Source organism: Pseudomonas sp. CC6-YY-74, from assembly GCF_002025205.1.
Lineage (GTDB): Bacteria > Pseudomonadota > Gammaproteobacteria > Pseudomonadales > Pseudomonadaceae > Aquipseudomonas > Aquipseudomonas paeninsulae.
Map to the genome: position 1 here is coordinate 1,880,111 of NZ_CP019947.1, position 24,471 is coordinate 1,904,581.

20 protein-coding genes and 2 pseudogenes are annotated in these 24,471 nt (G+C 63.0%); 9 read left to right on the forward strand and 13 right to left on the reverse strand.

Annotated features, from left to right (window positions below; translation table 11 throughout):
* The first annotated feature begins 103 nt into the window (after positions 1–103).
* Both B2D37_RS08590 and B2D37_RS08595 read left to right on the forward strand, forming a co-directional pair.
* Positions 104–1,018, forward strand: a complete 915-nt coding sequence (locus B2D37_RS08590; protein ID WP_079202301.1) for a LysR family transcriptional regulator — start codon at positions 104–106, stop codon at positions 1,016–1,018.
* A gap of 82 nt (positions 1,019–1,100) precedes the next feature.
* Positions 1,101–2,162 (forward strand): SMP-30/gluconolactonase/LRE family protein, encoded by a 1,062-nt coding sequence (locus B2D37_RS08595; protein ID WP_079202302.1) that lies wholly within the window; start codon positions 1,101–1,103, stop codon positions 2,160–2,162.
* Between the two features lie 92 nt (positions 2,163–2,254).
* Here B2D37_RS08595 and B2D37_RS08600 read toward each other — a convergent pair.
* A pseudogene (locus B2D37_RS08600) lies at positions 2,255–2,904 on the reverse strand (MnmC family methyltransferase).
* Between B2D37_RS08600 and B2D37_RS23600 the strand changes: the two are divergent.
* On the forward strand, positions 2,821–3,003 hold the full coding sequence (locus B2D37_RS23600) for a hypothetical protein (RefSeq protein WP_256573221.1): 183 nt from the start codon (positions 2,821–2,823) through the stop codon (positions 3,001–3,003). The pseudogene B2D37_RS08600 and the gene B2D37_RS23600 overlap by 84 nt on opposite strands.
* Here B2D37_RS23600 and B2D37_RS08605 read toward each other — a convergent pair.
* The gene (locus B2D37_RS08605; RefSeq protein ID WP_218190381.1) at positions 2,990–3,844 is read right to left on the reverse strand and encodes a ZIP family metal transporter; all 855 of its coding nucleotides are present in this window, start codon (positions 3,842–3,844) and stop codon (positions 2,990–2,992) included. The two genes, B2D37_RS23600 and B2D37_RS08605, sit on opposite strands and share 14 nt — an antisense overlap.
* Positions 3,845–3,899: 55 nt before the next feature.
* Here B2D37_RS08605 and B2D37_RS08610 point away from each other — a divergent pair, with 55 nt between their 5' ends.
* The 4 genes from B2D37_RS08610 (at position 3,900) to B2D37_RS08625 (ending at position 8,028) form a co-directional block, all read left to right on the forward strand.
* Positions 3,900–4,772: a sulfurtransferase gene (locus B2D37_RS08610; protein ID WP_079202303.1), complete on the forward strand. Its 873-nt coding sequence runs from the start codon at positions 3,900–3,902 to the stop codon at positions 4,770–4,772.
* 636 nt (positions 4,773–5,408) lie between these two features.
* Positions 5,409–5,888, forward strand: a complete 480-nt coding sequence (locus tag B2D37_RS08615) for a hypothetical protein (RefSeq protein WP_079202304.1) — start codon at positions 5,409–5,411, stop codon at positions 5,886–5,888.
* Positions 5,889–6,063: 175 nt separating this feature from the next.
* A complete protein-coding gene (locus B2D37_RS08620) occupies positions 6,064–7,341 on the forward strand; it encodes an outer membrane protein transport protein (RefSeq protein ID WP_079202305.1) in 1,278 nt (425 codons plus the stop codon).
* A gap of 69 nt (positions 7,342–7,410) precedes the next feature.
* A complete protein-coding gene (locus B2D37_RS08625) occupies positions 7,411–8,028 on the forward strand; it encodes a response regulator (RefSeq protein WP_079202306.1) in 618 nt (205 codons plus the stop codon).
* Positions 8,029–8,138: 110 nt separating this feature from the next.
* Here B2D37_RS08625 and B2D37_RS08630 read toward each other — a convergent pair whose 3' ends face one another.
* From B2D37_RS08630 to B2D37_RS08660, 8 genes and pseudogenes are all read right to left on the reverse strand, one after another.
* Positions 8,139–9,920 (reverse strand): hybrid sensor histidine kinase/response regulator, encoded by a 1,782-nt coding sequence (locus B2D37_RS08630; protein WP_079202307.1) that lies wholly within the window; start codon positions 9,918–9,920, stop codon positions 8,139–8,141.
* A 48-nt stretch (positions 9,921–9,968) separates the two neighbouring features.
* The gene (locus B2D37_RS08635; RefSeq protein ID WP_079202308.1) at positions 9,969–11,039 is read right to left on the reverse strand and encodes a lipase secretion chaperone; all 1,071 of its coding nucleotides are present in this window, start codon (positions 11,037–11,039) and stop codon (positions 9,969–9,971) included.
* Positions 11,040–11,088: 49 nt separating this feature from the next.
* Positions 11,089–12,017, reverse strand: a pseudogene (locus tag B2D37_RS08640) (esterase/lipase family protein).
* Between the two features lie 320 nt (positions 12,018–12,337).
* On the reverse strand, positions 12,338–12,466 hold the full coding sequence (locus B2D37_RS23605) for a hypothetical protein (protein WP_256573162.1): 129 nt from the start codon (positions 12,464–12,466) through the stop codon (positions 12,338–12,340).
* A complete protein-coding gene (locus B2D37_RS08645; RefSeq protein WP_079202309.1) occupies positions 12,463–13,671 on the reverse strand; it encodes an MFS transporter in 1,209 nt (402 codons plus the stop codon). Before B2D37_RS08645 ends, B2D37_RS23605 begins: the two co-directional genes overlap by 4 nt.
* A 393-nt stretch (positions 13,672–14,064) precedes the next feature.
* Positions 14,065–15,447 (reverse strand): aspartate aminotransferase family protein, encoded by a 1,383-nt coding sequence (locus B2D37_RS08650; RefSeq protein ID WP_079202310.1) that lies wholly within the window; start codon positions 15,445–15,447, stop codon positions 14,065–14,067.
* Positions 15,448–15,502: 55 nt separating this feature from the next.
* Complete coding sequence (locus tag B2D37_RS08655; protein ID WP_079202311.1) at positions 15,503–16,921, reverse strand: APC family permease; 1,419 nt, start codon at positions 16,919–16,921, stop codon at positions 15,503–15,505.
* A 42-nt stretch (positions 16,922–16,963) separates the two neighbouring features.
* Positions 16,964–18,454 carry an aldehyde dehydrogenase gene (locus B2D37_RS08660; RefSeq protein ID WP_079202312.1) on the reverse strand — a complete coding sequence of 497 codons (1,491 nt, stop codon included), beginning with the start codon at positions 18,452–18,454 and terminating at the stop codon, positions 16,964–16,966.
* Positions 18,455–18,785: 331 nt separating this feature from the next.
* Here B2D37_RS08660 and B2D37_RS08665 point away from each other — a divergent pair, with 331 nt between their 5' ends.
* Entirely contained in the window at positions 18,786–19,700 is a 915-nt protein-coding gene (locus B2D37_RS08665) for a LysR family transcriptional regulator (protein WP_079204940.1), read from the forward strand.
* Positions 19,701–20,040: 340 nt separating this feature from the next.
* On the opposite strand, the gene B2D37_RS08670 is transcribed toward B2D37_RS08665, so the two are convergent.
* Together B2D37_RS08670 and B2D37_RS08675 are read right to left on the reverse strand one after the other, a co-directional pair.
* A complete protein-coding gene (locus B2D37_RS08670) occupies positions 20,041–21,024 on the reverse strand; it encodes an MDR family oxidoreductase (protein ID WP_079202313.1) in 984 nt (327 codons plus the stop codon).
* A gap of 47 nt (positions 21,025–21,071) precedes the next feature.
* Positions 21,072–21,704, reverse strand: a complete 633-nt coding sequence (locus B2D37_RS08675; RefSeq protein ID WP_177345200.1) for a TetR/AcrR family transcriptional regulator — start codon at positions 21,702–21,704, stop codon at positions 21,072–21,074.
* A 571-nt stretch (positions 21,705–22,275) separates the two neighbouring features.
* On the opposite strand from B2D37_RS08675, the gene B2D37_RS08680 reads away from it, so the two are divergent.
* On the forward strand, positions 22,276–23,250 hold the full coding sequence (locus tag B2D37_RS08680; protein ID WP_079202314.1) for a cysteine synthase A: 975 nt from the start codon (positions 22,276–22,278) through the stop codon (positions 23,248–23,250).
* Positions 23,251–23,279: 29 nt separating this feature from the next.
* On the opposite strand, the gene B2D37_RS08685 is transcribed toward B2D37_RS08680, so the two are convergent.
* On the reverse strand, positions 23,280–24,056 hold the full coding sequence (locus B2D37_RS08685; protein WP_079202315.1) for a phosphatase PAP2 family protein: 777 nt from the start codon (positions 24,054–24,056) through the stop codon (positions 23,280–23,282).
* Between the last annotated feature and the right edge of the window lie 415 nt (positions 24,057–24,471).

A 24,471-nucleotide genomic window follows, 5' to 3' on the forward strand; every position in this document is an offset into this window, starting at 1 on the left:
ATGGCGCTGGTAATCCGGTTAATGGAATAGTCAGGATTTTGCAATTCCATATAATGGAATAGCTGATCCGACACTTCGCCACTCACCCAACAAGGCCCATCACGTGCTCAATCGAATGGAAATGCTGCGTATCTTCACCGTCGCCGCGCACACCAGCAGCTTCCGCGAAGCCGCCAGCCGCCTCGGGGTCTCCCCGCAAAGCGTGACGCGGGCGATCAAGGAGCTGGAGGAACTGTTCGGCGAACTGCTGTTTCACCGCAGCACCCGCCAGGTGCAGATCACCGCGTTCGGCGCCCAATTGGCCGACCAGGCGCAGCAAACCCTGAGCAGTTTCGATCAACTGTTCCAACGCAACGCTCAGCAACCGGTCAACGACCTGGCGGGGCGAGTACGCATCACCGCCCCGCAGGCCGTGGGGCGGCGTTTCGTCATGCCGGTGCTGGGCGAATTGATGAACGAATACCCGCAGATCGACTTCGATCTGCGCCTGTCGGACGCCATGACCGATGCCGTGGATGCTCAAATAGACATCGGCGTGCGCATCGGTTTTATCCGCGACCGTCGCTACATTGCCCGCGCTGTCGCACCTATCCCAATGTTCGTCGTCGCCAGCCCGGAACTGCTGGCCAGCAGCGGCACCCCGACCAGCCTCGACGCCCTGCACGAACTGCCCACCAGCGCCCTGGTCGACCGCAGCAGCGGCCGGCCCTGGCCCTGGTATTTCGCGGGCGACCGCCACTTGCAACCGGCCAAGCCGAGCTTCACCACCGACGATCAGGAGGTCGAGCTGGACGCCGTACTGGCCGGGCTGGCGATCGGCCAATTGCCCAGTTATCTGGTGCTGCCGGCACTGCGTAGCGGCGCCTTGCTCAGCCTGCTCGACGAACACCGACCGCCGCCCTGGGAGCTGTTCATCTACCGCCCGCAAAGTGGCCCGGTAGCCGCGCGCGTGCGCCTGGTCTACGACCGTCTGAACGAGCGCCTGAGCGATCCGTCCCTGGTGCCCAGCACGCCCTGAGCGCCGGCCAATCTCGCATCGCCGCCTAATTACTGTGTAATCTGGCCGCCGCTCGCACGCTTCGGCACAAGGAATAAGCGCAATGAAGAAACTGCTTGGCCTACTCGTCCTGTTGATTGCCGCCATGGCGATCTATCTGGCCGTCACCCCCAGCCCCATCGACCCACTGGCCTGGGAAGCGCCGCCCGCCCCCGCCATGACCGGCGTGCTGGAACCCAACGACACCCTGATGAAGGCCGAACTGCTTGGTCGTGGTCAGCTGCACGGCCCGGAAGACACCGCGGTGGATGCCCGGGGTCGGGTCTACGCGGGCCTGCATGACGGGCGGATCGTGCGCATCGAAGCCGACGGCCGCGTCGCGACCTTTGTCGACACCCGGGGCCGCCCGCTGGGCATGGACTTCGACGCCGCCGGCAACCTGATCGTCGCCGACGCCTACAAGGGCCTGCTGTCCATCGACCCCCAAGGGCAGATCAAGGTACTGACAACCGAAGCAGAAGGCGTGCCGTTCAAGTTCACCGACGATCTGGACATCGCCAGCAACGGCACCATCTATTTCAGCGACGCTTCCTCGCGCTTCGAACAGCCGGACTATCTGCTCGACCTGCTCGAAGCCCGCCCCCATGGCCGCCTGCTCAGCTACAACCCACACAGCGGCGAGACCCGTGTACTGCTCAACGACCTGTACTTCGCCAACGGCGTGGCGTTGTCGGCCAACGAGGACTTCGTGCTGGTCAACGAAACCTACCGTTACCGCATCACCCGCTACTGGCTCAAAGGCGAGCAAGCCGGTACTCACGATGTGTTCATCGACAACCTGCCGGGTCTGCCGGACAACCTGCAAGGTGACCGCGCCGGCACCTTCTGGGTCGCCCTGCCGACGCCGCGCAAGGCCGATGCCGACTTCCTCCATCGCCACCCCTGGCTGAAAGCGCAGCTGGCCAAGCTGCCGCGCGCACTCTGGCCGAAGGCGATTCCCTACGGCTTCGCCATCGCCATCAACGAGCAAGGCGAAATCATCCGCAGCCTGCACGACACCAGCGGCTCGCACCTGCGCATGGTCACCTCGGTCAAGCCGGTGGGTGATTACCTGTACTTCGGCAGCCTGGATAACGACAGGATTGGCAGACTGAAGATTCACTGAGAAACCCAGGCCCAACACCCTGCTTGTCGCAGGGTGTACTCGCAGCCCAGTGAATAGTGCTACAGCCGAACTGCACTGAAAGGCGGAGGGATTCAGCCGATTTTTTCGGCCATCCAGATGGTGTGGCGGGCGCCCTTGTTGCCATGGGCGAATACCTGCACCTCTTCGACCTTGAAACCGGCTTTGCGCACCTTGTCGGCGAACTTGCTGTCGGCACTGGCCGACCATACGGCCAGCACTCCCTTGGCGCGCAACGCCTGGTGACAACGCTGCAACCCTTGCGCGGAATACAACCAACTGTTGCGCTTCTGGGTCAGGCCCTCAGGGCCGTTATCGACATCCAGCATGATCGCGTCATAGCGCTTATCCGCCGGCTTCAGGCAATTGGCCACATCATCCTGCACCACCCGCGTGCGCGGATCGAGCAGCGGGTAGCCGGCCTTGGCCCCCAGCGGGCCGCGGTTCCACTCGACCACCCCCGGCACCAGCTCGGCCACCTCCACTTCGGCGGTCTTGCCCAGATTCTGCAGCGCCGCCGCCAGGGTGAAGCCCATGCCCAGCCCCCGATCAATACCCGCGAATCCGGGCGCCCGGCGACTTTTTTGCAGGGGATCGCCGCCAGGGCATCTTCGGAGCCGTGCATGCGCGTGTTCATCAGTTGACCGCCATCGCCACCGGCGATCTTGATCACGAAATCCTCGCCATACTCGAACAGGCAGAGCGCACCCGAGCCATCGGGAATCTGGGCGGTATCGAGCAGTACAAAGCGCTTCATGGCTGTCTCATGATTCTGTGGGTTTGCAAGGGGCTGAACGATACAGCAGCCCTCAAACCACCGTAAGCATGTGCCCGATAATCCCCAGCATAAACCCCAGCAAAGCCCCCAGGGCAGGAGCCCAATGCTTGTTCAATTTGGCCTGGGGCGCGATGTCTTGAAACACCGAGTAGAGGATACCGCCAGCGGCGAACAGCATGATCGCCGCCACCCACTGCGGAAAATTCGCCAACCACAAATAACCCGATACGCCTGCCAGCGGCCCAAACAGCGCCATGACGGTAAATGTCAGCAGTATTTTTGCGCGGCTATAGTCCGTCGAAGCGCGTAATTCCCGATAGGCATTGAAGCCTTCCGGCAAGTTCTGCAGCGCCATCAAACCGGCCAGCAGAACCGCGCCCCGGCCACCGAGTGCAAATGCAGCACCCAACGCCAGCGACTCCGGAATAAAATCCGCCAGCATCGCGGACAACTGACTGCCCGAGGTTTTCAGTCGATACAGCAGAATATCCAGCCCCATGAACGCGACACCGCCGGCACAGAACCACAGGGCAACCGGCAAGGGGCTCAATTCGCCAATCGCTTGTGGCACCAAGACCAACGCCACCGCTGCCAGCAGCGCGCCACCGCCGAAAGCGACCACACTGTGCCTGAACTCGGTCTCCAGCCAACGCGGTCGAATTCGTTCGACGCTGGCCAGCGCCGCCCCCACCGGCATGGCAATGCCAGCCAGTAAGGTAAAAGCCACAACAGATAACAGCGGGGGCACAGGCACCTCATCCAATCGAACAAAAATAGGGCTGAAAGCCTTCAGCCCAAGCCGCCAGCTAAACATTCCGCGTGTATCCACGCAGGACAATATCAGGCCTATGGCAGGACTCGCGACTTGCCGCATCAGATTCTGCATAGTGCATGCTGCGGTTTATCATGCCTCGACCCTGCTATTACCTAGGACGCCCGCCATGCCCATTGCCCAACTGCTCAGCACCGATCAACTCCAGGCCCGCCTTGACCAACTCGAGTTGGTCATCCTCGACTGCCGCTTCGCCTTGGATGACCCGGCCTACGGCCAGCGCAGCTATGCCGATGGGCATATCACCGGCGCCCAGTTCGCCGATCTTGAGCGCGATCTGTCCGGGCCGATCCAGAAGGGTATCAGCGGCCGCCATCCGCTACCGGAGCCCGCACAACTGCTGGCACGCCTGCGTGCATGGGGCTTGCACGACAACAGCACGGTGGTGCTGTACGACGATGGCCCCGGCACCTTCGCCGCACGCGCCTGGTGGTTACTGGCCTGGCTGGGCAAGCGCGAGGGCGTCTACTTGCTCGACGGTGGTTTGCAGGCCTGGCGCGAGGCAGGTGGCGAACTGAGCCAAGCGCTGCCGCAGCCAGCACCCGGCGACTTCGACGGACACGCCGATAGCAGCCTGCTGGTCGACGCCAGCCAGCTACAACAACGCCTCGCCGATCCGCAGCTGACCCTGCTCGACGCCCGCGCCCTGCCGCGGTTTCGTGGCGAGGTGGAGCCGCTCGACCCGGTTGCCGGACATATCCCCGGCGCCCGGTGCGCAGCCTTCACCGAGAATCTGGACAGCACTGGACACTTCCTGCCGGCGGCCCAACTGCGCCAGCGCTTCGCCGCGCACCTTGGCGAACGCCCGGCCAGCGAACTGGTGGCCTACTGCGGCTCCGGTGTCACCGCGTGCCACAACCTGTTCGCCCTGTGCCTCGCCGGCTACCCGCTGGCGCCACTGTATGCCGGCTCCTGGAGCGAGTGGATCACCGACCCGAGCCGCCCTGTGGCAGTGGGCGACGAGCAGACACGTAATCGTTAACCGCCAACCTGACCACGTACTTTCTTCCGCCCCCGAGTCGGCACCTAGCCATTGCCACCGCGACGTGGGCAAGCGCAACGCTGAGCTCATGCGGGAGACGCGAGCCCGCACGATGTGGGCCGCTGACCCGCAAGCGCCGAAGTCGCCCTCCTACAAGAACAGCCCACAGCGCCAATCCCTGCAGGAGGCGCGCCCCGCGGCGATAGTGGACGCAGTCCGTCCAAACAGCCAAAGCATCGCCCCGGTCGAGCGCTCCACAGGGAAGTGGGGAATGCCGCGCGCCCGTCAGCGAGCCCATGGATGGGGAGTAGGAATAATGTCGGGAACATGTTCGAGAACAGCCGCGGCCCCACAGGTCCGTGCGGCGCCCGGCGGCGTGGGCAATCGCCGAGTTGAGCAGGTAATTCGCAAAACCAAACCGATGCCGGCAGATTGCCGCCTGCCTGCTGGCTAAGTACCAAGAGGAATATAGGTAATAACCGAAAGCATAAAACAATTTAAAAACAGTCTTTTACACGCGAAAGATCGCACTACACTTCAAATCAAGCGGCTAACCCCGCTTCCGGTGGGGCCTTTTCAATAACACCACACGCTGCCACGCGTCCCGGCCCCACCGGCCATTTTCGCGAGGGCTATATGGGAATTCCAGCCTGCGAGTTAATCCAGCACGTCATACGCCCCACGCTGATCTATCTGGGGCGTCACTCACCTGCTGCCGAAGTCCTGCTGCTAGGCGCCGCGGCCTGCCAGTCGGCGCTAGGTTCGGCGCTGGACGCTCAGGGCGGCCATGGCCTCTACCGCATCGCCGAACTGCGCCACCAACAGCTCTGGGATCACTACCTGGCGCTCGATCCAGACCTGGCCAGCCAGATCCGCGGGCTGGCCAGCCAGCACGCCTTTCTCGCGGCGCCGCACCTGGAACTGACAGTCAATTTGCGTTACGCCACCGCCATCGCCTGGATGCTGGTTGAGGTAGAACAGCACGAATTGCCCGCCGCCGACGACCTGCTCGGCCTGGCCCGAGTCTGGCACCGAGTATTTCACCCACAAGGTCGTCCGCATGACTTCATCGAAGCCTGGCAGCGCTGCATCGGTAACTTCAGCCAAGTTGCCTGAGCGCACTCAACACGCTCGCGAACAGCACGAAACAATCCACCGCGAAAATCAAACGATCACTGTAAATACCCAAACACTGCCTTGAATTGTAGGACAAAACCGCTCTATTCCGGGGGCTTCAGTTACTTGGCGGATACTGCAAAGCCTGCTAATTTCTGCGCCTCGCTTTACCCCGATGGAGTCTCCTGTGAAAAACAACGCCCTCAAAACCAGCCTGGCCCTCGCCATTGCGGCAGTGTCCAGTCACAGCCTAGCCGGCGGCTTCGCCATCAACGAACAAAGCGTCAGCAGCATGGGCACCGCCTTTGCTGGCCGCTCATCGTCCGCCGAGGATGCCAGCACCGTGTTCGGCAACCCGGCCGGCATGTCGCGGCTGAAGCGCGAGCAGGTTAGCGGCGGCGTTGCCCTGCTCCATGCAAGAACAGATATCGACGATGCCAGCGGCAGTTTCTCCGGCAGCAACGACGGCGACATGGTGCCGTTGGTCGGTGCGCCCATGGGCTATTACGTCAAACCGCTGGACGAGAACTGGACCTTCGGCCTCGGCATGTACGTGCCCTTCGGCCTGATCACCGACTACGAAGACAACTTCCAGGGCCGCTATTACGGTGACCGCAGCGAAGTGCGCGTAGTGACCCTGCAACCGACCCTCAGCTACCGCTTCAACGACCAGCTGTCGATCGGCTTTGGCCCGACCATCAACCGCATCGACGGCGAACTGACCTCGGCCTTGCGCAACCCGCTGACGGGTGCCGGCGACGGCGAGGTAAAGATCAAGGGCGACGACCTGGCGCTGGGCTATAACGCCGGCGTTCTATTTGAGCTGAACGCCCAGACCCGCTTCGGCCTGACCTATCACTCCAAGGTCGAATACACCCTCAAGGGCGAGACAGAAGTGGCAGGTCCCGGCTTTGTGATCGGCTCATCGGCGGGTACCTACGACGCCTCGCTGGAGCTGACTACCCCCGAGTCCGTGGATCTCTCCATCACCCATGAGCTCAACGCCGACTGGACGTTGTACGCCGGCAGCACCTGGACCCGCTGGAGCCAGCTGGAAGAGATTCGCGTGGACAACCAGGGCGTCGGCGGTTTGCTCGCCGGCAATCTCACCACCATCACCGAAGAGCAGAATTGGCATGACACCTGGGCCCATGCTGTGGGCGCGGCTTATAAGCTGAACCCGCAATGGACGCTACGCGCCGGCCTGGCCGTCGACCAGTCGCCGACCAACAATGCCGACCGCTCGCCACGCATCCCCACGGGCGACCGCACGATCGCCAGCCTGGGCGCCGGCTGGAGCCCGAACGACGAGATGACCATCGATGTCGCCTATTCCTACCTGATGGAGGACGACACCGAGATCAACCATGTCAGCTCGACTAAAGGGGCCTACCGCTCCACCTACAAGAACACCGCCCATGGTTTAGGTGCACAAGTGACCTACCGCTTCTAATTCAGCGAGCACTTTAGGCTAAACTCGCGCGGCGACTATAAACATAAGAAAACGCCGCGTGAGACAGCCATGACCATACTCTGCACTGCCTTACCCAAACAGCTCCGCCTGTTGCTGGTGGATGACCACCGGATCTTTCTCGACGGCCTCAGCCTGGCCCTCGCCCCGCTTTGCCCAGACCTGCACATACATACCGCGCAGAACGCCGCCGAAGCCGAGGCGTGCCTGAGCCAGCACGATTTCGATCTGATTCTGCTGGATTTGCGCCTGCCGGACGTCGCCGGCCTCGAATTGCTGCAGCGCTGGCAGCAGCAAGGGCGCATGACCCCGGTGGCGATTCTCAGTGCCAGCGACTCCAACCTGGATGCTCAGGCGGCGCTGGCCGCTGGCGCCCTGGGTTTTATCCCGAAAAGCGCCAACAGTGACGATCTACGCCAGGCGGTGACCCGCGTGTTGCTCGGGGAAACCCTGCCGGCGCCAGGAGCCGGCGAAAAACCCCAACTCACGCCCCGCCAATTGCAGATTCTCCTGCTACTGGCTGAGGGCCTGCCGAACAAGGCTATCAGCAGGCAACTGGGCGTATCCGAAGACACGATAAAAACCCACCTGAAGACCCTGTTTCAGGAACTCGACGTGCACACCCGCACCGCCTGTGTCAGTACTGCGCGCCAACGGGGGTGGTTGTAGGGGCACGCTTCGGTCGCGTTTGTTCCAAGCGCGCAGCAGCCGCCGACGATTCGCCGCCCGACGGATCGGCGCCCGACCGTCGCTACGCGTACTGGCCTGAATAAACCCCCTCACTCGCTGCCGACACCCAGTTTCGGTGACTTTTCGGGTGCCGGCAACAGCACCGCCAAAGCCTGACGCAAACGCGCCGGCAACAGGGGTTTGCCGAGCAGGGTCACGTGGGCGGGCATGCAGCGTTCCTGCAACGCGGGGCTGATATCGGCGCTGATCAGCAAGGCTGGCAACATGCATCCGGCTTCTTCGCGTAAGCGCTCGATGGCGCGCAGACCATCTTCATTGGCGGCCAGGCGGTAATCGCTGATCAACAACTGCGGCGTCGCCTCGGCCAGGCATTCCAGGGCCGCCTGCAGATCGGCGCAGGCCCAAACCTCGCAGCCCCAGCGCTGCAACAGCCCGGACAACGCCTCGCGCCCGGCGGCATCGTCCTCCACCAGCAAGACCCGCCCATGCAGTGCTGCGCCGACAGGTTTGGCTGGCTGCCACTCACCCACAGTGGCGCGCGGCAGGCGCAAACTGAAGCAGGCGCCCTGCCCCGGAGTGGAGTTCAGCTGCAACGGGTGCTCAAGTAGCGTGGCCAGTTGCTGGACGATGGCCAAGCCGAGGCCCAGGCCGCGCTCGGCATTGCGCCCAGGGTTGTCCAGTTGACGGAACTCCTCGAAGATCTGGGCCTGCTCTGCCGGGCTGAGACCCCGGCCGTCGTCGGCGACGTGCAGCAGCACGCTGTCAGCATCCTCCTCGACGCTAAGCGTCACGCGCCGCGCCTGGGCATGGCGCAGGGCATTGTTGAGCAGATTGCGCAGCACCCGTTCGAGCAGCAGCGGGTCACTGCGCACCCATAAATCCGCGCATTGCAAGTCGAACGCGATCCCCTGCAATTCGGCTTCGCGGCGGGTTTCGCCACTCAAGCGTTCGAGCAGAGGACGCAAGGCGAACACTTCAAGCTTGGCCTGCACCCCGCCGGGCAAGGTCAGGCGGGTGTAGTCCAGCATGGATTGCAGCAAGCGGCTGAGTTGTTCCACCGAGGTCGCCAGACGTGCACTGACCCGCCGAATATCCGGCTCCCGACTCTGCTCGAGCAGGTGCTGGGCATAAAGACCCATGGCGTTGAGTGGCTGGCGCAGATCATGGCTGGCGGCGGCGAGCAGGCGCAGCTTGCGCGCGTCATCCGCTTCGGCGCGCTGGCGGGCCAGATCGAGCAGGCGCAGGTTGAGCCAGGCGCCGCGCTGACCGTGCTCCTGCAGGTAGGCGCCGACACTGCCGATCAGGTTGGCGCAAATCAGGAACTGGCCCTGATAGGCCCACAGGCTGCCCGGTTCGACCAACATCAAGCCAAGCATCAGGAACAGCAGGCAGAAGCCCCAGGCGGCCAGGCTCACGGCGCGGAACGAGACACCGAGCAGCACATAGCCGAACAACAGGATCAGGAACAGCCCATCGTAGGGCATGTCCACACCTTGGGCCCAGCACAGGTGAATGATCACCGCCACGCAAGCGCCGTTCAGCGCGTAGGCGCCGATGTAGGCGAATAACACCGCGCGCGGTGGACTCTGCGGGCGCCGGCAGTAGACGAAAGCAGCCAGCACCCCAAGGATGCCCAGCGCCCGCAAGGGCTCCACCGACAGGCTCACCGCCAGCGGCATCAGCAGCAGGTCGAGAGCGGCGTAGATCAGCTGGAAGACAATTGCGGTGCTGACAATCAACAGTAAGCGGCGGCCGATGCGCTGCACCCGGTGCTCGACAAAGCCCTGTTCCAGCTCAGGGACAAAGCACAACCGCCGGTAGCCACGGCGCTGTTGTGCCAGCAGCAGGCGTTCTTCCTGCTCCAGGTTCATCGCACCCCGCCCGACTGCGCGAGTGGCTGCTCGGGCCGCCACCCGGAGTTAAAGCTCGGCGGGTTCGCTGTTCTGCTGTTTGGCGGCAAACGCATCATAGGTGTCGACTCGGTGTTGATCGGCGGCGTTGAACAAGCGCTGGCGCAATCGCTGCTGTTCATGCTGCTGGTCCGCCGGACTCAGGCCATTGCTGTGCAATCTGGTCAGTTGCTCGCGATAAGACGTGTAGCGCTGCTGCCAGTCGCGCTCGTTGCGCTGCTCAAGCAGCAGACGCTCGACAGTCGACGGATCATAGGACAAAGCCAATGACTGGCGCACCTGTTCCTCGCTCGCCCCCTCACGCCACAGCCGCTCGCTTTGCGCTTGCTGCGCCAGGGCTTGGCTCTGGCGCTCCTCACTGGCGCGCATGGCGGCAGGCAATTGTTCGCGCAAGCCCTGCTGCGCAGCGGCCTTGCCCTGCTCGCTCAAATCATCGCGAGCGAGTACGCTCAGGCTGTCAAGGGTATAGCGTGCATAGGCCTCTTCGGCACCAAACAAGGCCTCGACCGCTCCCGGTGAAAAGTGGCTGCGGCGTAGCTGAGCCATGCTCTCGAAAGCCTGCTGCAATACCGCGAGCTGCGCTTGCGGCTGGGCTTGCTGTTGTGCGTCCAGCGGCTGTTGCATGAGCGCCAGGCTGGCGCGTTTGTAATCCAGATAATCACCCAGCAGACCGATCAACTGGCCCAGTGCTGGCTCCTGCAAGCGTCCACCAGCGTCAGCCAGCAATGCCTCGACCGAACTCTCAAGCCCGTTCTGGTCGACAGCGCTGAGGAAATAATCGAAGTAGTCACGCAGCGCCAAATCAAGCTGCAGATTACCGCCGCTGTCGGTCTTCAATTCACCGTCGACCTCGGCACCGCTCATACTCGGCAGCACCGCCGCTGGCGCGGCCTGTTCGACTGCAGTGGGCGCCGGCTGACGCAACAAGGGGCTGGCAATGATTGGAGCGCCAGGTTGAGTCGGGCTGGCTGAATCGGTCCGCGCCGCGATCGGCTCCGGCCATTGCCAGTAAAGGGTCAGGGCCGCGGCCACTATAGCCAGCACGGTCAGCGAGGCGATGGAACGGATGGGCAAGGGCATGCGACCTCCAAGGCGGGCTGTCTTGGCCAGCCCGCAAACGTGGTAACGATCAGACGCCTTTGTTCTTCAGGCGGTTGGCATGCTGGCGATACAGCGACACTGGCTCGGTCCAGCCGCGGATACCGAACAGGTGGTTGATCGCATCGACGTGGTTCATGTGGTAGCTGTCGCCGAGTACCTGGCCCAGGTAAGTGGAGCAGACCCCGACCAGACCGTCGTTTTTCTCGCTGCCGAAGGCCAGGCCGGTGATGGCCAGGAACGGGTCGACCGCGTCGAAAATGTTGGTGTAAGAGGAGTCACCGGTCCAGGAGAAGTAGCGGATGTTGTAGCCGCGCACATTGTGCACTTCGGTGGATTTGGCGCAGTAGCTGGCGTTGTTCACCCCCACGGATGGCGGCTGTTGAGCGCGGCGGTGCCGGCGGTGGTCAGGGTTTTCAGGGCATCGATACCACTTTGTGGATTACTGCTGCCCGATAGCAGATTGATCACCGCACCCAAGGCGTTGGCCAAGGCATTGACGCCACCTTCGATACCGCTGTCGGGCGGAATCACCCCGCGCAGTACGTCGGCGACCTTCGAACCCTTGTTGACGCCATTAATGGAGGTGACAGAGGCAACCAGATCCGGACGCAAGGAAGCGGCGACCCGCGAGGTTGGCGAACCTTGACTGTGGCCGATCAGGTTGACTTTGCCGCCGTTGGCGCCGGCCCAGGCCACTATCTGTTGCGCCAGCGCTGCACCGCGCTGCTCGCTGTCGTTCAGCGCAGAAACGCTGGCGACATAGACCTTGGCGCCATCGCGCTCGAGGTTCCAGGGGATGGTGTGAAAGTAGTTGATCAGGCCGCCGATGGTGTCGAAACCGGTGACACCGTGCACCAGCACGATCGGGTATTTGGTTTGAGTATAGGTACCGGCCTGGGCCTCGACGGCTCCGGCCAGGGCCAGAGCGGCCAGGGTTGTAGTGATTGCTCGACGCATGGGTGCCTCCATTATTCTTCTTGTGGGCACGCCGGGAGACTGCGTCCGGCGTGCCAAGAGTCTAAGGAGGTGAGGAGCACCGGCCCATCGCCCAGATGGGTGAATACGGCGGGAGTGTGACGAGCTAGTGGCCTGTACGGTTAGTTGGTTAACTCAAGTTCGGATGGTTGAGGTTCCAAGACCAGGCGCCGCGACGAGTCATAGTGGGCTATGGCGAGGAGCGGCAACGCAGTATTGGGGTCTCAAACGCCGAAATCGACTAATTGAACTAGCCACACAGGCCACTACCGACTGGGAAAGGTCAAGCTATGGCGCAACGCCTAGCAGATGCCCAAGCCGAGCTGCAAAAACGCCAAACCGCTCTGCTGCCAACCCCACCAGATCAGCGCCAGCAGCGCGAGCGCGGCGGCAGCCAGCAGACCGCCGCCCAGCCAATATCGCGTGTTCATGCTTCGACTCCAGCGTCTTGCAGACGCGCCACCGGCTGCTCGCGCACCGGCCAGTTCAGCGCTGCTGCCAGCAGACTGAGGAGAATGGATATCTGCCAAACCAGGTCATAATTGCCGGTTTTATCGTACATATAGCCGCCTAGCCAGCCTCCGAGAAAGGCACCTATCTGATGGAACAGGTAGACGATGCCGCCGAGCATCGACAAGTTGCGCACGCCAAACATGGTCGCCACCGTGCCGTTGGTCAAGGGCACCGTGGACAACCACAACAGGCCCATGGCGATGCCGAAGGCATAGGCGCTCCAGGTGGTCAGCGGGGCCATGACGAAGGCTGCAATCACCACCGCCCGCGCCAGATACAGGGCGCTGAGCAAACGCGGCTTGGACATGCGTCCACCGAGCCAACCGGAAAAGTAGGTACCGAACACATTGAACAAGCCAATCAGTGCCAACACCGTGGTGCCGACCAGCGCCGGCAGGTGCTGATCGACCAGATAAGCCGGTAGATGCACGCCGATGAACACCACCTGAAAACCACAGACGAAAAAACCTAGCGACAGTAACCAGAACCCGGAGTGGCCACAGGCCTCACGCACCGCCTCACGCAGGGTCTGCTCATGGCCGAGCACCGGCAGCGGGTGATCCTTGATCATGCTCGCCAGCGGCACGATCAAGGCAACCAGCAGGCCCAGCACCAACAACGCCGTCGACCAGCCGAGCCAGCCAATCAGACCCAGGGTGCCCGGCAACATGGCGAACTGACCGAACGAGCCCGCCGCACTGGCGATGCCCATGGCCATGCTGCGTTTCTCCACCGGCACGGCGCGACCGATCGCGCCGAGAATTACCGAGAACGACGTGCCGGACAGGCCCAGGCCGATCAGCAGACCGGCGCTCAGCGACAGCGACCCGGGCGAGTCCGCCAGGCCCATCAAGACCAGGCCAACGGCATACAGCACGCCACCGGCGATGATTGTGCGCTTGGCCCCCAGGCGGTCGGCCAGCGCACCGGTAAAGGGCTGAGCCAGGCCCCAGACCAGGTTTTGCAGGGCAATGGAGAAGGCGAACACCTCGCGGCCCCAGCCGAACTCGGCACTCATCGGCGACAAGAACAGGCCGAAGCCGTGCCGAGTGCCCAACGACAGGGCGAGGATCAGCGACCCGCCCACCATGATCCAAAACGTAGTCCGTCCTAACGACGTCATCTGCCTATCACCTGAAATCCGTACCGCTGCCCAGCAGCAATCGGCTAGCTTGAAGCGCGCCGGGAGATAAGGCAATCAGACCAACGGTCTGTGTTTAGGGCAACTGTTGCCAGGCACATCCCGGCACGCCCCACTGGTAGATTCAGAGCGCGCGACTCGAACCCATAACAACGCCCCATCTACTGCGACAGCCGGGGCGTATGGCCAACGACTTAACCGCCTGGCGGTAAGCCGGCAAGCCCAAAGAGACGCCAGAACATACAGTGCGCGAGCATTGATGCGCCAATAGTTGCAGTAGCCATTTTGCGGAAAGCCCTGCGCCCCTCGGCAAGGAGGGGCACAGGGCTTTCTGGGTGCTGGGTGCTGGGTGCTGGGTGCTGGGTGCTGGGTACGCTAGAGCACACCCATTTCCTGCGCGGTGCGGTCCACCGCGCGCTTGGTCTTCTCCACCAGTTCGTCCAGCTCGCCGCGCGTGGCCACCAGGGCCGGCGCCATGATCATCCGACCGAGGGTGGAGCGGATGATCAGGCCTTCCTCGAAGCCGATGGTGCGGCAGCGCCAGGTGATGTCGCTCTCGTTGGCGAAGCGTTTGCGGGTCGCCTTGTCTTCGGCGAACTGCAGCGCGGCGACCAGGCCGGTGCCCTGGATCTCGCCGACCAGCGGATGGTCACCGAACACCTGCCGCAAACACTGCTGCAGGTAGGGGCCGGTGTCGTTCTTCACCTGGCTGACCACGCCTTCGTCGCGCAGCGCCTTGATATTGGCCAACGCCACGGCGGCGGCGACCGGGTGCCCGGAGTAGGTCAGGCCGTGGGCGAACACCCCGCCCTGCTCCACCAGTACCTCGGCGATGCGCTTGGACAGCACCAGGCCGCCCATGGGGATATAGCCCGAGGTCAGGCCCTTGGCGATCGACAGGGTGTCCGGTTCGAAGCCGAAGTACTCATGGGCGAACCACTCGCCGGTACGGCCGAAACCGCCGATCACTTCGTCGGCGCACAGCAGCACGTCGTATTGGCGGCAGATGCGCTGGACCTCCGGCCAGTAGCTTTCCGGCGGGAAGATCATGCCGCCGGCACCCTGGAACGGCTCGGCGATGAAGCCGGCAACCTTGTCCGCGCCCAGCTGGAGAATCTTCTCCTCCAGTTGCAGGGCGCAGCGGCGACCGAACTCGGCCGGAGTCAGCTCACCGCCCTGGGCGTACCAGTAGGGCTCGTCGATATGTTCGATATCCGGCAGCATGCCGCCCATTTCGTGCATGAACTTCATGCCGCCCAGCGCGGTGCTGGCCAGGGTCGAGCCGTGGTAGCCGTTCCAGCGGCCGATCATCACCTTCTTCTCCGGCTTGCCGAGAATCTGCCAGTAGCGCCGTACCGTGCGGATCAGCACCTCGTTGGCCTCGGAGCCCGAGTTGGTATAGATCGCATGGCTGTAGTGGCCGGGCAGCAGGCTGAACAGTAGCTCGGACAGTTCCACCACCGCTGGGTGGGTGGTGTGGAAGAACATGTTGTAGTACGCCAACTGCTCCATCTGCCGAGTCGCGGCGGCCGTGAGGTCCTTACGGCCGTAACCGAGGTTGGTGCACCACAGGCCGGACATGCCATCGAGGTAGCGATTGCCGTCGTTATCCCAGAGGTACAAGCCCTCGCCTTTCACCATCACCCGCGGGCCTTCGGCATTCAGCGCCTTCTGGTCGACAAAGCCATGGATATGGTGGGCGGCGTCCAGGGCCTGGTAATCACGGGTTTCACGGCTTGGTTTGATTTGCGCATTCATTACAACTCTCCTCTGCCCGACAACAGGCAATAACACTAGGACCGCGCTGCGGCCTTCAGGCTTGGTTCGGGTTCAGCACCTTGTCGATCGGCTCCGGGCTGAACAGCGGTTTGCGCATCACGCACTTGATCCACAGCACGGCGATCAGCGAGACGATGCCCAGCACTACTCCAGCGCTGGTGAAAATCTGCGTGGTCAGCTCCGGCGAGGGCGAGGCATACCAGGCGGCATAGAGCATGCCGACGATGCCGAACACTTGTGGCAGCGGGTAGAACGGCGTGCGGAACGGCCGCGCCAGATCTGGATAACGCATGCGCAGGACGATCACATCGACGTGGACGATGATGTAGGCCAGCAGCCAGGCCAGCGCGGCGGCAATCAGCAGCAGATTGATCGAATCGACACCCATCAGCAGGATCGGCAAGCCGGTGATGGCGGCGACAAACAATACGGCCACCCAGGGCGCGCCGGTACGTGCGCTAAGGCGTTTGAAGCAGGGAAACGCCTGACCGTTCTGCGCCATGCCGCTGAGCATGCGCGGGATAGCCGCCAACGAGGTATTGAGCGTGCTGCAGGTGGCGGTGATGGCGGCGGTCACCAACAGCAGCTGACCGGTTTCGCCGAATACCGCGGTGGCGAACAGATAGTGAGGCAGGCCGTTACTCGCCAGTTCTGCCTGCGGCACCATCAGTAGCGCACCCAGGCAGTAGAGGCTGATGGTGACGAAAATCACGCTCAGGCCGATGATCATCGAGCGCGGAATATTGCGCTCCGGCCGGCGCGATTCTTCCACCAGCGGGCAAACGAATTCGGCGCCAACGAAGCCCCAGATGGCCAACGCGGTTAGCGCCAGAACGCCCAGACCCATAGGGTTCCAGCCTTCCAGGCTAAGGCTGGCTATGGGGGCGGCGTTCTCGTGAGCGACCGCGCTAAACCCGAGCAACAGCAACACCACCACCATCACCAGCGCCAGCACGGACTGCAGGCGAGCGAAGATGTCGATATTGAGCAGGTTAAGCACGGTGAACAGGCCTAACACGCCGTAGGCCACCGTCATCGACGGCAATGCGCCGGGGTAGACCTTATCGATGATCAGATCGAGCAGCAGCAGCTCGGCCGACAACGCGAACATGGCCACTACTATGTAGCCGGAGAAGGTGGCGAGAATGGCCGGGAACTGGCCGATCGCGACCTCGGTATAACTGCTCAGGCTGCCCGCACGCGGGATCATCAGCGCCAGCTCGGAAAAGGAAAAGGCGTAGCTCAGAGCCAGCAGATAGGCCAGGCCCAGCGGCACGATAAAGCCCAACCCGGCGATCCCGGCGCCTTGCAGCATGATCACCATGACCCCTTGCGAGACCACCAGGCCGATGGCCACGGCCAGCAGGGAACCCAGGCCCAGTGCCTTGCGCGCCCCCTTTACCCGTGGTGCGGCGGCCGCACCTTGCAGCGGAACACTTATATCCTGCGTCATTGTCTTGCCCTCTATTGTTGTTGTAAGGAACGCACTGACTGGTTAACGCAACTGAAACCAGGTGGTTTTCAGCTGGGTGTACTTATCGAAGGAATGCAGCGACAGGTCGCGACCAAAGCCGGACTGCTTGCCGCCGCCGAACGGCACCGTCACATCCAGGGCGTCCACCGTGTTGACCGACACCGTGCCGGCGTTCAGTCGGCGGGCGACGCGGTGAGCGCGGTTGAGGTCATCACTCCACACAGAGGCGGCCAGGCCGTAGAGGCTGTCGTTGGCCAGGCGCACCGCCTGGTCTTCGTCGTCGAAGGCGCTGATCGCCAGTACCGGGCCGAACACTTCCTCACGGGCCAAGCGCATCTCGGCGCTGACCCCGGTAAATAGCGTGGGCTGCACGAAGTTGCTCGAACCGTTGATGCTCAGGCGCTCGCCGCCATACACCAGCTTCGCGCCCTCGGCACGGGCGCCCTCGATAAAGCCCATCACGCCAGCCGTCTGGCCAGCATCGACCAGGGCACCGGCGCGGCTGCTGGGGTCGAGTGGATCGCCCGGCTGCCACTGACGGGCCTTGTCGATCAGGCGCTCGACGAACTCATCGTGGATCGAGCGCTGGACCAGCAGGCGCGAGTTGGCCGAACAGACCTCGCCCTGGTTGAAGAAGATCGCGAAGGCGGCTTTTTCCGCCGCCAGATCGAGGTCCTGGCAATCATCGAAGACCAGGCTCGGGCTCTTGCCGCCGCACTCCAGCCACACCTGTTTGAGGTTCGACTGCGCCGCGTACTGCATGAAGTACTTGCCGACCTGAGTCGAGCCGGTGAACACCAGACAGTCGACATCCGGGTGCAGGCCCAAGGCCTTGCCGGCGCTCTCACCGAGGCCCGGCAGCACATTCAGCACGCCTTCCGGGATGCCGGCTTCCAGGGCCAATTCGCCCAGACGCAGGGCGGAGAACGGCGACTGCTCCGCCGGCTTGAGCACCACGCTGTTGCCCGACGCCAGCGCCGGCGCGAGCTTCCAGGCGGCCATGTCCAGCGGGAAGTTCCACGGCACCACGGCGGCGACCACCCCGAGCGGTACGCGGGTGATGGTCGCCAGCACGTTCTGCGCGGTGGGCGCGACCTGGCCGTAGAGCTTGTCCAGGCTTTCGCCATACCAGGCGAACACATGGGCGGCGCCGGGCACGTCGATATTGAAGGCATCCATCACCGGCTTGCCCATGTTCAGCGAGTCGAGCAGCGCCAGTTCCTCGCGGTGCTGCAGAATCAACTCGGCCAAACGCAGCAGAATTTTCTTGCGCTCACCCGGCGCCATCCGCGCCCAGGAGCCCTGTTCAAAGGCCTGGCGGGCGCTGCGTACCGCCAGGTCGACCTCGACCTCGCCGCAGGCGGTCACCTGGGCCAGCAGCTGGTTGGTCGCCGGATTGATCGCGTCGAAGCTGAGCCCGGAGGCGGCAGCCACCTGCCGGCCGCCGATCAGTGCCTTGTCGATAAACCCTTGGCGGGCCGCCCGCTGTTGCCAATAGCTGAGATCTAACACGCTGCACTCCCTCATCGACCACCACTACGGTCGAGCTTGTGGTTGGATTGAGGGAGATGGTGCGGCAGAAGACCGCAGAGGAAAATTAGTAAAAATATGCTCGGGGCCTATAAAAAAGCTCGGCAGAGCGAGCGCTCCCCAGCCGCGCAGCTGAGGTATGGTGCAGACTCGGGCGACCCTAGGAGCCTGTCGGACTTAACGCTGCCCTACGCCAGCGCGTGTGCAGTGCATGCGGCTGGCGTGGCGGAACCAGGCGGACAGCCAAGCCCGCCGCAACCCGGTCCAACAGACTGCCCGAGAGCCGGGCAGCAACAACCCAGCAGAGGTTTGCGTGGCTACCTATACCTTGCGTCAACTCAAGTATTTCGTGACCACCGTGGAGGCCGGCAGCGTCGCCGAGGCCTCGCGCAAGCTGTATATCGCCCAGCCGTCGATCTCCACCGCGATCAAGGGGCTGGAGGAAAACTTCGGCGTGCAGCTGCTCATTCGTCACCATGCCCAGGGCGTGTCGCTCACCCCGAGCGGCGCGCGCTTCTATCGCAAGGCGCAGGAGCTGCTGCGCATGGCCCACGAGTTCGAGCAGAACGCCCTGGCGGATAACGACATAGTGGCCGGGCAGATCGACATCGGCTGCTTCGAGACGGTGGCGCCGCTGTACCTGCCGCGCCTGATCGCCGGGTTCACCGCCCTCTACCCAGGCGTGGAAATCCGCCTGCGCGACGGCGAGCAACAGGAGCTGGTCCAGGGCCTCACCGCCGGCACCTTCGACCTGGCCTTTCTCTACGAACACGACCTCGACAACACCATCGAAACCGAGCCCTTGATGCCGCCGCAAAAACCCTACGCGCTGCTGCCCGAGGGGCACCGTTTCACCGAGCAGACCCAGGTGTCACTGCGCGACCTGTGCCTGGAACCGATGATCCTGCTCGACGTGCTGCCGAGTCGCAGCTACTTCGTCAGCCTCTTCACCGAGCTGGACCTGACCCCGAACATCGTCTTCAGCTCGCCGTCGATCGAGATGGTTCGCGGCATGGTCGGCCAGGGCTTCGGCTTCTCGCTGCTGGTAACCCGGCCACACTCCGAATGCACCTACGACGGCAAGAAGGTGGTGGCAGTGGACATCGCCGAGCAGGTCAGCACCTCCGGCCTGGTGGCCGCCTGGCTCAAGCGCGCCCAACTGACCAAGCCGGCGCAGCTGTTTATGGATTACTGCAAGGAGCAGCTGGGGCAGGCTAATCCTGAATAAATCGAAGCGGCTCGGCACCTGGATAGGCGAGAACAGGTTCTTTGTCGGGTGGGTCGGGCCGCGCAGGTTAGTGGCGCTGAGCAGAGGCTGAAAATCAACTGCGCAAACTGCGCGCCGCGTAACCCACCAAGCGGTTGTCGGCCTACCTCATCCGGTGGGTTACGGCGCAACCGACTACGCACCAGCCAACAGCCTGCAGTCATGCGCCGAACCCACCCTACGAATCATCGCCCCCCCCCCCGCGCAGCGCCTAGCCGGGCGGCACGTTTCAACACGGAACTGGGACATAGCCGCTAAAAACCTTAATGCGATTCAGCCTGCAGGTCGGTGTACTTGGTGCTCACCGATTCACATCCACTACCACACGGCCCCGAACCTTGCCGTCGAGTAACTCGTGTGCAACCGGTATGGCTTCACTCAGGCCGATCTCGCGGGTGATTTCATCCAGTTGTGCCAGGTCCAAGCCAGTGCAGAGGCGCTCCCAGGCCTCAACGCGCTCCTTGTAAGGACGGGTGACGCTGTTGATGCCAAGCAGGCTAACGCCGCGCAGGATGAAGGGCGCCACAGTCGCCGGAAAGTCCATGCCTTGAGCCAAGCCGCACGCAGCGACCAGGCCATCTGCGCGAGTGCCCGCGCACACGTTGGCGAGGGTATGGCTGCCAACAGAGTCGATCGCCGCCGCCCAACGCTCTTTTGCCAATGCGCGTCCGGGGCTGGACAGTTCGGCGCGATCGATGATGGTCGTTGCGCCCAGGCGTTTCAGGTAGTCCGCTTCGGCCGGACGGCCGGTGGCGGCGATCACGGAGTAGCCTTGACGCGCCAGCAGCGCGATGGCGAAGCTGCCAACCCCACCATTGGCGCCCGTCACCAGCACCTCGCCGCACTCCGGCGTCAGGCCGTGGCGCTCCAGCGCCATCAGGCAGAGCATTGCGGTGTAGCCTGCGGTTCCGATCGCCATTGCCTGGCGCTCGCTTAACGCCTTGGGTAGGGGGATCAGCCAGTCACCACGCAGCCTGGCCTTCTGCGCCAGTCCTCCCCAATGCTCTTCGCCCACGCCCCAGCCGTTGAGCAGGACCCGGTCACCGGTTTTGTAGTCAGGGTGGCTGCTGGTTTCAACGGTTCCGGCCAAGTCGATGCCGGGAACCATTGGAAACCGGCGAACGACCGGGCTGCTGCCGCTGATGGCCAGACCATCCTTGTAGTTCAGTGTGCTGAAGGCCACGCGGACGGTGACATCCACCTCGGGAAGCTGTGCATCATCCAGTTCAGTCAAACGAGCCTGGTAAGCATCTGCGTCTTTCTCAATAAGAATTGCCTTGAACATTGCTAGCTCCTATTTAGACCGATCGTCTATTAATTATCGAAGAAGAATCACCGTGTAATGCCGGCGAGAAAACCATTCATAAATACATCCAGCGGCCGCACATCCTGTACCAGCCTGGCGCGTAGTACTGCCCCTTCCCAACCGATCCAGAAATAGGCGGCGAGGGCTTCGCAATCACTGTCTACGTTTATCTGCCTCTGACTGACTGCCTGGCGCAAGCAGGTAGCCAGACGCCTCTGCCAGTCGAGCAGGACCGCCTCCAACTCATTGCGAAAGCTCTCGGGCAGGACAATGATCTCCTGGCCGAGATTCCCGACCAGGCAGCCTCGGCGGAACTGGTGCTTGGCCATGCCCGTCTTGGCGTCCTCGACAAAATTGCGCAGGCGCTGGAGGGGGGGCTCCGTCTCATTCAGCAGCCAGCGATCCAGCTTGCGGGCAAAATAATCTGCGTAGCGTCGCAACACCGCCTGCCCGAAGGCTTCCTTACTATCGAAGTAGTGATAGAACGAGCCCTTGGGGACGCTGACCCGCTTGAGGACGGCGTCGATACCCGTGGCTGCAAAGCCCTGCTCGGTCAGTATTTCCATGCCGCAACGCAGCAGCACCTCGCGTGTGTCGGCGTGCTCTCGTTCGATTTTTGGCGGGCGGCCGCGACGGGCCTGCGGTTTGGCGATAGTCATGGCGCCATATTAGACCGACCGTCTCGAATGTCAATGCAGAAACCGACGCGTAAAAGGGGGCAGCCATTAGCCGGTCTACGCCTACGGATACCCGCGCGGCCTGTACAGCGAGGTACTTGGATTAGACCCTGTGGAAAACGCTCCGCGGCTTTCCACCCTGCATAGCGCTCAAGTTCGCATAGGGTGGAAACCAATGGTTATCCGGGCTACCTCGCTGCTACAGGCCTCACCGCAGGCGATGTAACTGCTGGCGTTGGCGCAGCTGTTGTCACAGATAAAGCTGCAGCCCGCTCAGCAGCGTGGCCAGTGCCGGCCAGGACTGTCCGGTGATTGCCAGTGGCTGCGGTCAAAGAGAATTCCATCGGCTATTGCTCACGAAAGGGAGAACGTGGGCCGTGGCCGTCGCAAGATGTTGGCCACTGCCGTCTGTGCTCACCTAGGTTACAAATGAGGCCGGGGCGGCGCGGCTGAAAACACCCGTGTGCAGACGTGGCGGCGTGCCATCCGCCGCTCAGGCGCTAGACTGAGTCAGTAAAACGGCATTTCCCCGTGCGCCTGATGGAGGTGCGGCATGGACATCCGTGAAGGTTTTATCGGCAGCATCGGCAACACCCCGTTGATCCGCCTCGAGCGGCTCAGCCGCGAGACCGGTTGTGAGATTCTCGGCAAGGCCGAGTTCCTCAACCCCGGCGGTTCGGTGAAAGACCGCGCCGCCATGTCCATCGTGCTCGACGCCGAGAAACGTGGCGCACTCCGCCCCGGCGGCATAGTGGTCGAGGGGACGGCCGGCAACACCGGCATCGGTCTCGCGCACATCTGCGCCACGCGCGGTTACCGTTGCATCATCGTGATTCCCGACAACCAATCCCAGGAGAAACTGGAACTGCTGCGCGTGCTCGGTGCCGAGGTGCGCCCGGTACCGCCGAAACCCTACCGGGACCCGGACAACTATCAGAAGATCGCCGGCCGCCTGGCCCACAAACTGCCCGGTGCGATCTGGGCCAACCAGTTCGACAATCTGGCCAACCGCCAGGCTCACTACACCAGCACCGGGCCGGAGATCTGGCACGACACCCTGGGTCAGGTGGACGCCTTTGTCTGCGCCACGGGCACCGGTGGCACCCTGGCCGGCGTCGCGCGCTACCTCAAGGAGCGTAACCCCAAAGTGCGTATCGTCCTCGCCGACCCCATGGGCAGCGCGCTTTATCACTGGGTGCTGAGCGGTGAACTGCAGGCTGAGGGCAGCTCCATCACCGAAGGCATAGGTAACACCCGGATAACCGCCAATTTGGAGGGCACGCCGATCGACGGCGCGGTGCAGGTCGATGACCAGAGCTGCGTGAGCATGGTCTATCGCCTGTTACGTGAGGAAGGCTTGTTCCTCGGCGGTTCCTCCGGCATCAATCTGGTCGCCGCCGTGCGGGTCGCGCACGAACTGGGCCCCGGGCATACGGTGGTGACCTTGCTGTGCGACCGTGGCGGGCTCTACATGCGCCGTTTGTTCAACCCGGCGTGGCTGAGTGAGCATGGCCTGTCGCCCGCCTAGCGCAGATGCCCGTTGCGGCAACCGTTCGGTTAAAAGCGCAATTGGCTGCCAAGCGTCAAACCCTCGCGGGTGGGGAGCAAGGAGAAGCTGTATGACTCGGACGCAGGCTGTTCGAGGAACAGGTTATAGCTGAGGTTGGCGAGAAAATTTCCCAGCGCCATGCCGACCAGTACGTCGGTCGGGTAGTGCTTATCCGCTTCGATGCGCGCAATGCCGGTCAGGCCATCGATGCCGTAGAGCCCGACCTTAGCCAGTTGGCGCATCCCAGGATTCATATCGATGTAGTCCAGATTGCGCCGGGTCAGGGTGGTTTGGGTGGCGGTGGTCGCACTGTGCTTGGAGGGAAATGAATCATCTGCCACGCCGTCCGGTCGGTCACGCCCGGAGCGGGTTTTCCATTCGCCGACAATGCCATCCACCAGGGCCTTATCGGCCAGCAGGACGCCGACGTTGCTGGCCTTCCACTCCAGGGCCTCCCCCAGGTTCTGGTCGGGCGGAGCGGCCATCAGCATGCTGACGCCATAGAACAGGGTGCTGGCGCCCAGCAGTGAGTTGCTCATATCCTCGGCGTCCTCGCCGAACACGTATTGATGCTTGCCTGCCGAGCGTTGCCACTGCTTGTCCCAATGACCACCGGCAATCACCGTGGCGGCCGCCAGGGGCGCCCAGGTGCTCGGCTCGCGAGCGGCGCGTACGCTTGCATCGCTGAGACGTTCCCAGGAAAACAGGGGCGCGGCTTGGGTTTGCCAGGTCAGGCTGCTGCCACAGAGGAGCGTCAACACGCCGAAGAACTGCCGTTTGTTCATCGTTCAATTACCTTGGTCGCTCAGGACGAGCGTAGATAGAGCCAGAGAAATAGGCCGCTGCGCGGGTCCCGTTCGTTGCCAGTGGGGACTGTCTGCGGTGCGCGCTACCTTGCACGCGTCTGTGTGAAAACTTCGTCAAGGTGATCGGTAGGCGACCGGCTCGCTTGGCGAGTGAGGGCTTTTGCAGAAACTGCAGGGAGAGTTGGCTTTTAGCCTCGACTTACGACCGGCGAATGGGCGTCCCCTTTTCTTCACGACCGACAACGACGGGCCAACTCGGCGCGACTTTTCGCCGACGATTGCCGGCTATGGCGAAATGCCTGATGAGTCGCAGACTCAAGCTGTTGCTTACCGATTGCGGCGTTCTGCACTTTCAACCAGGACGTGCCAAGCACGCTGCCTGAGGTGTAGTTCT

Excerpts from the sequence above, each read along its gene's own strand:
- B2D37_RS08595 (WP_079202302.1), top strand. The coding sequence starts at position 1,101 with ATGAAGAAACTGCTTGGCCTACTCGTCCTGTTGATTGCCGCCATGGCG.
- B2D37_RS08605 (WP_218190381.1), bottom strand. The coding sequence starts at position 3,844 with ATGCAGAATCTGATGCGGCAAGTCGCGAGTCCTGCCATAGGCCTGATA.
- B2D37_RS08610 (WP_079202303.1), top strand. The coding sequence starts at position 3,900 with ATGCCCATTGCCCAACTGCTCAGCACCGATCAACTCCAGGCCCGCCTT.
- B2D37_RS08615 (WP_079202304.1), top strand. The coding sequence starts at position 5,409 with ATGGGAATTCCAGCCTGCGAGTTAATCCAGCACGTCATACGCCCCACG.
- B2D37_RS08620 (WP_079202305.1), top strand. The coding sequence starts at position 6,064 with ATGGAGTCTCCTGTGAAAAACAACGCCCTCAAAACCAGCCTGGCCCTC.
- B2D37_RS08625 (WP_079202306.1), top strand. The coding sequence starts at position 7,411 with ATGACCATACTCTGCACTGCCTTACCCAAACAGCTCCGCCTGTTGCTG.
- B2D37_RS08630 (WP_079202307.1), bottom strand. The coding sequence starts at position 9,920 with ATGAACCTGGAGCAGGAAGAACGCCTGCTGCTGGCACAACAGCGCCGT.
- B2D37_RS08635 (WP_079202308.1), bottom strand. The coding sequence starts at position 11,039 with ATGCCCTTGCCCATCCGTTCCATCGCCTCGCTGACCGTGCTGGCTATA.
- B2D37_RS23605 (WP_256573162.1), bottom strand. The coding sequence starts at position 12,466 with ATGAACACGCGATATTGGCTGGGCGGCGGTCTGCTGGCTGCCGCCGCG.
- B2D37_RS08645 (WP_079202309.1), bottom strand. The coding sequence starts at position 13,671 with ATGACGTCGTTAGGACGGACTACGTTTTGGATCATGGTGGGCGGGTCG.
- B2D37_RS08650 (WP_079202310.1), bottom strand. The coding sequence starts at position 15,447 with ATGAATGCGCAAATCAAACCAAGCCGTGAAACCCGTGATTACCAGGCC.
- B2D37_RS08655 (WP_079202311.1), bottom strand. The coding sequence starts at position 16,921 with ATGACGCAGGATATAAGTGTTCCGCTGCAAGGTGCGGCCGCCGCACCA.
- B2D37_RS08670 (WP_079202313.1), bottom strand. The coding sequence starts at position 21,024 with ATGTTCAAGGCAATTCTTATTGAGAAAGACGCAGATGCTTACCAGGCT.
- B2D37_RS08675 (WP_177345200.1), bottom strand. The coding sequence starts at position 21,704 with ATGACTATCGCCAAACCGCAGGCCCGTCGCGGCCGCCCGCCAAAAATC.
- B2D37_RS08680 (WP_079202314.1), top strand. The coding sequence starts at position 22,276 with ATGGACATCCGTGAAGGTTTTATCGGCAGCATCGGCAACACCCCGTTG.
- B2D37_RS08685 (WP_079202315.1), bottom strand. The coding sequence starts at position 24,056 with ATGAACAAACGGCAGTTCTTCGGCGTGTTGACGCTCCTCTGTGGCAGC.